Origin of the sequence: Shimazuella kribbensis DSM 45090, from assembly GCF_000428065.1 — a bacterium.
Taxonomy (GTDB): domain Bacteria; phylum Bacillota; class Bacilli; order Thermoactinomycetales; family Thermoactinomycetaceae; genus Shimazuella; species Shimazuella kribbensis.
Genome location: NZ_ATZF01000039.1, coordinates 1 through 7,143 on the forward strand (window position 1 = coordinate 1; position 7,143 = coordinate 7,143).

Genomic DNA, 7,143 nt, shown 5'->3' on the forward strand with positions numbered 1-7,143 from the left:
GTGAATCCCTTTTATAAAAAGCAAAAGAGCCACCAAACGGCGGCTCTATGCACAACCATATGCTCTATGTATTTGATAGAACGTATGATCTTTATTGTATCAAATGTGGCCATGTGCCCCATCCGGTAAAATCAACCATGTGAGTTTATTCAAACAATAACTGTAACAATGGTGTAAATATCCATGTTAAAAAGAGGTAGAATGCAGGAAAGAAGAAAAAGGCGTTGATCATCTGTCTACTTCTACCTCTTATTCTTTTGGAAAAAGTAGATAGAAAAAGAAACAGAACTATCATCATACCAGAAATTACAACGACACCAATGGACAACCATATATGAAATGACATGTTTTCATCTCTCCAGTCGGAATATTCATTAATTCACTTAATATAGCATGCCAAAGTCTAGAGAAATAAAAAAAGACCTCAATAGTGGTATTATCCCCTCAAGATGGTGGCTATTTAATGATTGATGGAGAGAAAGCTAATCAGGGAGAACAGGATTATTTGTTGTGGTGGGAGTCTAGTATTGTAGAAGATGCAAAAAATCTTAACATGAACTTTGTGACTTGGTTAGATCAATTTTTCCTTGCTCAAGGAAAGAAATTTTGGGATGAGCCTAAGAGGATGCTATAGAACAGCAAACGGTTCCTAAGAGACAACTGAACCATATAGTAAAATCTTATTTGATGGACTAGAGCACGAATGGTTCTCCAAAAGGTTAGTGGTGAAAATCCTACATTTGTACTCATTCTCCCGAAGGTGAAATAAAGGGTTACAATCAGTGTACCTATCTAACAGTGTGGTTTTATTTAAAAGGGAGACATAATAATGGAAAAAAACTTTAAAAAAGCACATCGTTTTAGTAGTCATAATAGAAAAAACTTAGAGAAGGATAGAAAATGTGGATGCTTTTATTGTTTGAAAATATTTAACCCAGATGAAATAGATAAATGGTGGGATGACGATGATACAGCGGTTTGTCCTTATTGTGGAATTGATTCTGTTATAGGCGAGAGTTCTGGATTTTTCATCACAGACCAGTTTCTAAAAGGGATGCATAAGGTGTGGTTTTAGTATAAAAAGTAATTAATTAGAACAATCAGCAACTCTATCACCACAAACTCAACTGTTGACCATCAAGTTTCAGATTTCCTTCTGTTGGAACTTGAAAGTCACCATCCAAGGGATCACGTAGAAAAGAAGGTATTAAATGGTGGATCGGTTGTTTATCTTCGAATAAACAGCCAGAGAAAGAAAAGGATGTGATTTCATGCAAGTTATTTTGGCTGAAAAGCCAGATCAGGCTAGAAAGTTATCTGCGCCTTTTCAGGGGAGGAAACAGAAGGATCATATTAAAATTGAACCCTGTTCTCTTTTTCCAAAAGGAGCAATAGTAGTATGGGCGATTGGTCATCTAATTGAGCTCAAATCCCCTGAAGAATACAAGGATAACTGGAAGAAATGGGACCTGAAGCACCTGCCTATTATTCCAGAAGGCTTTCAATATAAAACCATCAAAGATAAAGTCTCTCATTTTAAAAATATCAAGGGACATCTTTCTCAAGCAGATGAGATTGTAATAGCTACGGATCCTGCTAGAGAAGGGGAATATATTGCACGACTAATTCTTCAGTTATCTGGGGCATCCAAAAAACCGATAAAACGATTATGGTGTTCATCTCTTACGGAAAGTGCCATTCAGAAGGCTTTTAGAAATCTTTTGGATGGAGAAGAAACTAAATCTTTGTATTTTGAAGCCTTGGCCAGGGCTCAAAGTGATTGGTTAGTAGGTATGAATACAAGTCGATTATATACACTCCTTATGCGTGAAAAAGGAGTGAAAGAGGTATTTTCTGCAGGTAGAGTTCAAACTCCGCTTCTTTGTCTCATTAGAAATAGGGAGATCGAAATTGAACAGTTCCAATCAAAGCCATTTTGGGAACTGGAAGGTATTTTTCGTACCGAAGAGGGACAAGAGTACCAAGGAAAGTACATAGAAAAGTTTTTTGAAAAGGAAAAAGCAGAAGCTATTTTGCTGGATGTACAAAATCACGAAGGTACTGTATCAGAAATTCAAACCGAAGAAAAAGCGGTTAAACCTCCACTGCTTCATAGTCTTTCGACACTTCAGGCTAAGATAAATCGCAAGTATAAAATATCGCCTAGTGATGTACTAGTAAATGTTCAGACCTTGTATGAAAAAGGCTATATATCTTATCCTAGATCAGATAGTCAACATGTACCAACCGCAGAAGCAGAGACATTTCCATCTATCCTTAATGCTTTACGTAAATATTTTTCCATTCCTAGTGGGGTAAGGAATATACTTTCTGATAAACGATTCGTCAATGACAAGAAGGTTTCAGATCACTATGCAATCATTCCTACAGAAGAGATCCCATCAAACCTAGATGATTTATCCAAATCCGAAAAGCTTATCTATGATGAAATCGCTCGTTCCTTGATTTCCGCACATATGGCTGATTATAGATATGAGCAAACGGTTATTATGACGAATGTTCATAATTATGATTTTAAGACCATTGGAAATCGCATCTTGGATTATGGTTGGAAAAACATGTTTCGTGATGAAAAAGAGTCAGAAAAAGAGGAAATAGCCCTTTTGCCTGCGTTGAAAATTGATCAGAAAGTCAAATCAAGTATCGTTTTAAAAGAAGGTATTACCAAGCCTCCAAAAGCGTATACAGAGGGACAATTGGTTACTCTGATGAAAACCGCTGGAAAGTATATTGATGACGATGACTTGCAAGCCGATATGAAAGGAATGGGACTTGGAACAGAAGCTACACGAAGCGGTATCATTCAAACTTTAAAAAATCGGAACTATATTGAAGTCAAGAAGAATGTGGCATATGTAACGGAAAAAGGGAAACTACTAGCTTCTGCGGTTCAAGGAACCGTTTTAGCCAAACCTGATTTAACAGCTCGTTGGGAACAGTATCTCTATCAGATTGGACAGAAAAAGAAAGAGGCTCAGCCCTTTATCGAAAGGTCCAAGGAATTAGTTCAGAATTTGATCAAGGAATCCATAGATAGCTACCAATCATGGGATGTATCAAGTTGTAAAGAAATTGTCTCTGAAACTTATATTTCCCATTGTCCCATCTGTAAAAGCGGTATTGTAGATCGTAAGACGTTTTATGGTTGTACAGGATATAAAAATGGTTGCAAATTCACTCTACCAAAGAAGCTATTAGGAAAAAAATTGTCCGAAGCTATTGTTAAGAAACTAATAGAAGGAAAGACAACTCAGTTAGTGAAAGGATTTACTTCATCGAAGGGGAAAAAATTTGATGCTAAACTAATTTTGAAAGATGGTAAGATTAGCTTTATTTTTTCTGATAACTTTAAATGAGAAAATTCACATAGTGAATCGCTTATAGGGGTAGAACCAGCAAACGGCTACTGAGTGGCAACGTAACCATATAATGGATTCTATCTGACGGACTAGAACAGGAACCTTGTCACCGGGCTAGAAAGAGGAGCTCTTATTGCAGTAATCATTGGAATAATACATCTTGTTGATGAGACAATATCATTTATAATGACAAATAGCTTAGATAAGGAAATGATTATGATTATGAATGAAAGAGAATTTGATAAAATCTTCGCACTTATGAAAGCATCATTTCCAGAAAATGAACGAAGAACTTATGCGAACCAGAAGAATTTGCTGACAGATCCTCATTACCGTCTCATTACGGAAACGAATAGCAGTAACCAAATTATTGCCTTTTTGGCTTCATGGGAATTCCCATTGTTCCGATTTGTGGAACATATTGCGGTCAATCCAGCTATGCGTGGAAGTGGTGTAGGTAGAAAAATAATGGCTGCGTATATCGAAGAGTCAATAAAGCCCATTCTATTGGAGGTGGAACATCCTGAAACGGAATTGGCGAAACGGAGAATAGGCTTTTATGAGCGATTGGGGTTTCAACTCAATCCTTTTGAATATGTGCAGCCTCCTCTTCAGAAAGGGCAGGCTAATTTACCACTCAAAATTATGAGCTATCCTCGCGTTCTCATAGAAAAAGAGTTTGCCCTTTACAAAGAAATCTTGTATACAAATGTGTATAGGGCCCAATGACAGGGTTCCTACCATAAAACCCCAAAGTAGAATTGTATTTATAGAGAGTCGTTGTGAAGTAGAAAGTCAGGCGTCAAGGACAACAACAACTCTCTACTCCCGTAGGGGATTTTTCGATGCATATAAGGCTCTTCAGAGCCTTGAACCAGCAACTGAACGACTTTATCTTTTGCATACCTAAAAAACAGGGTAGAAGATTGTGTTATGATGATCAAAGGTTAAAAAATTTGTTTCAGAACGAGGTTACTTAATTATGATCATCCAATTCATCCGTTTTCGGTAATGTGAGGTACAGAAAATTTTAAACTCAACTATTTTTAATTTGTAAATAGGGTGGGTTTATTTATCTGTTCCTTTTTTTGTTCTCCGATTATGAATGAATGGGGTGCTTTTTTATGTCTAAATACAAAAAAAAGACTTTACTAGCAAATCTTATAGCAGGGTATCAGAACATTTTTAGATGCCCACTATGTTCCAATCCAATGAAAATAGTTCACCTTACAAGTTTAATATGCTCAAGAAAACATTGTTTTGATCTGTCAAGAAGGGGATACGTGAATTTTTTGAAACATCCCCCCAAAACAAAATATGATAAATCCTTGTTTGAGTCTAGAAGGATGATATGGGGAAATGGATTTTTTGACCAATTAGGGGAAGTACCAGCGTAGCTGTCACCAAGTGCGAAAAAGTGGCTTCCTACACAATCAGGCCGTATTTGAAACGCAGTGTGATTCCCAGCGGTTTAGCCTTTTTTCACAGAGCATACAACGGCATTTCTATCTAAATCCGAACATGGGTGTTTTGGACATCTTCAAGAAAAGGTACCTTTGTATTATAAAATGTGCAATTTTCTATTAGAAAGAGATATCTTACATTTTATCTAGAACATCCAACCGAAGAAAGCAGAAACCCTTTCTTTTTTAATGCCAAGAGGCTTCTTCAATAATACGAGAAATTAGAAACATAGTTTGAGGAAATTGCAAAGACTTATGCAAGGCAAATTGGCGGGTTTCATCAAATGTATCAAGATATTCGCTACAGTTTTGAGGCTTACTATCTTGAAATACCATATAAGCTCCTTCAATTGATATATAGGTGTATCCATTAAAAGGTAATTTCCGAACACGCTGATTGATTTGAGAATTATATTGCTCTAGAGAATCTTCTTCCCATTCTTTTAGAGGCTCTCCATTTTGAAAAATAGACAACTTTTGTAGTAATAGCATGTCAGTACGGCTTAACTATAAAATTTTTGTGAACATACTCATTGCTTTTGGGATGAATATTTTTCTGGATATCAACTGTCCCACAACAAAGAGAAGATTGATAGTAGACTATAAATTGTGGTATAAGACATTTGATATCAAAGGGGTCTAGATCTTTATATTTATAATATCGAAACCACTGTTCTCTTTTTCTAATATCCATTTTTCCATCAACATTCTTTCTAGTAATTGAGTGAAAGCCAAGTAAGTTTTTGTCCAACCTTGAATAGTCGGAGTAAGGCATTCCTTTCCTAATATTTAAGAATTTCAGAGGGGGATTTTGTTAAAATTAGTTTTTCATAACAACCAAATCGAATGTTTCACTCCATATAATCAAGTTTGTTCATAGAAATCATGATAGATTACAAATAATGTAAGCTTTTGTGTTCAGTAAAAAGATGAAGCTGATTTAATTGGTCTTGGAAAAAAAGTTAATTTTAGAGTTTAATTGTTTTTGTTTAGAAACTCCTACTTTCTGAACAAAACTGTTCTGCAATCTGTTTAATACGATCCATCGTAATTCCTTTTCTTTGTTCAACTGACAATGGGTGTTCAGTCGGCTCTAACTCGATAAAGGGTCTAACACCAACTCTCCGCATATGCACCATTGTTTTCAAATTTAAAGTCTCTGGATAACAAGGTATGGAAGTTGAAAGCCATCCAAACATTGGTTTTACTTTTTCTTCTCTTCCTTTTATATCCCATACTTCTATAGTTTTTTTTATATTAGATTCATTTAATGAAACCCATACATCCCATATAAAAGGCTCTAACATTCCTGCTACAGGAATTTCTATACAACCCCTAATAAAAAAGTATCTGTCATCAATAACACATATATCAGAATTAATTTCACATCGTGTTTCCTTTTCTTCAAGGCTAATTTGATACCAATGATAAGGAGCTTGATTACCATAACTCATAGGAAGTTTATCATGGTATTTACCACAACAAGAACATATATATCCTTTTATATTATTCATAATTCAATTCTCCTAGTTATTTTTATTAAAATGGTTATAACATTATAAACAAAAAAGCACCTTACTAGGGCTAATACCAGCAAATTTGTTATTTATACAATAGTGATTACAATTGACTAGAAAAGGTGGTTTTAGCTAGATGTTTAAATGCGAAAGATGCTGGAAATCTGGTATTGAAAATGATGTATGGAGAAAGGATATAGGGTATTTTTGCACATCTCCCCGAAAAGGTATATTAGGGGTCACCGTACATACCCATCAAGCTAAGCCAAAAGAATCCCTAAGCTGAAAAAAGCTATTCTTTTTTAGGGAATAAAAGGAAGGATTGCGTATGATAATGATTGCGAACACATGCAGAAAAGCAGGAGATTATCCTCCTGCTTTCTTATTCATTGGAATGTTTTGCTTTTTTCTCTTGTTGGTACAACATCCAACTCACGATCAACATGTATACTACTGTTACGATATGAACCCATGCTGGTGTTTTATCTACTGCATTTTGCAATACGATAATCGCATCGAATACAGGTGAACCTGTTGTAGCTAATAAAAATACCAAGGATGCTTTTCTCATTCGAAGCACCATCAAAGCTAGCATAAATACTCCGATGAATAAATCTCGATCTGCTTTAACCCAAACAATTGTTTTGTCAGCAGTATCTTTCAATGGTAAACCATAACCTTGTATTGAGGCTTCTGGTTGAAGAAATCCCATTACTCCTATATACAACATCAATAGTGTAACAACACCTACCAGCCAAAACGTTACAGACTTTGGCCCCCAAT

9 protein-coding genes are annotated in these 7,143 nt (G+C 35.6%); 5 read left to right on the top strand and 4 right to left on the bottom strand.

Annotation, left to right across the window (positions count from 1 at the left end; genetic code table 11):
• Positions 1-145: 145 nt before the first annotated feature.
• The gene (locus A3GQ_RS0120865) at positions 146-346 is read right to left on the bottom strand and encodes a hypothetical protein (RefSeq protein ID WP_028778684.1); all 201 of its coding nucleotides are present in this window, start codon (positions 344-346) and stop codon (positions 146-148) included.
• Between the two features lie 117 nt (positions 347-463).
• Between A3GQ_RS0120865 and A3GQ_RS27465 the strand changes: the two genes are divergently transcribed.
• The 5 genes from A3GQ_RS27465 (at position 464) to A3GQ_RS28570 (ending at position 4,777) form a co-directional block, all read left to right on the top strand.
• Positions 464-634 carry a hypothetical protein gene (locus A3GQ_RS27465; RefSeq protein WP_156877868.1) on the top strand — a complete coding sequence of 57 codons (171 nt, stop codon included), beginning with the start codon at positions 464-466 and terminating at the stop codon, positions 632-634.
• Positions 635-829: 195 nt separating this feature from the next.
• The gene (locus tag A3GQ_RS0120875; protein ID WP_028778685.1) at positions 830-1,075 is read left to right on the top strand and encodes a hypothetical protein; all 246 of its coding nucleotides are present in this window, start codon (positions 830-832) and stop codon (positions 1,073-1,075) included.
• A 196-nt stretch (positions 1,076-1,271) separates the two neighbouring features.
• Entirely contained in the window at positions 1,272-3,377 is a 2,106-nt protein-coding gene (locus A3GQ_RS0120880) for a type IA DNA topoisomerase (RefSeq protein WP_028778686.1), read from the top strand.
• A 225-nt stretch (positions 3,378-3,602) separates the two neighbouring features.
• A complete protein-coding gene (locus A3GQ_RS0120885) occupies positions 3,603-4,109 on the top strand; it encodes a GNAT family N-acetyltransferase (RefSeq protein ID WP_028778687.1) in 507 nt (168 codons plus the stop codon).
• Between the two features lie 395 nt (positions 4,110-4,504).
• Entirely contained in the window at positions 4,505-4,777 is a 273-nt protein-coding gene (locus tag A3GQ_RS28570) for a putative RNA methyltransferase (RefSeq protein WP_425423392.1), read from the top strand.
• Between the two features lie 252 nt (positions 4,778-5,029).
• Here A3GQ_RS28570 and A3GQ_RS0120895 read toward each other — a convergent pair whose 3' ends face one another.
• From A3GQ_RS0120895 to A3GQ_RS0120915, 3 genes are all read right to left on the bottom strand, one after another.
• Positions 5,030-5,335, bottom strand: a complete 306-nt coding sequence (locus A3GQ_RS0120895) for a hypothetical protein (RefSeq protein WP_028778688.1) — start codon at positions 5,333-5,335, stop codon at positions 5,030-5,032.
• A gap of 497 nt (positions 5,336-5,832) precedes the next feature.
• The gene (locus tag A3GQ_RS0120905; RefSeq protein ID WP_037465778.1) at positions 5,833-6,357 is read right to left on the bottom strand and encodes a DUF2199 domain-containing protein; all 525 of its coding nucleotides are present in this window, start codon (positions 6,355-6,357) and stop codon (positions 5,833-5,835) included.
• Positions 6,358-6,742: 385 nt separating this feature from the next.
• On the bottom strand, positions 6,743-7,143 hold a 401-nt coding region (locus A3GQ_RS0120915), incomplete at its 5' end, for a DUF4267 domain-containing protein (protein ID WP_028778691.1).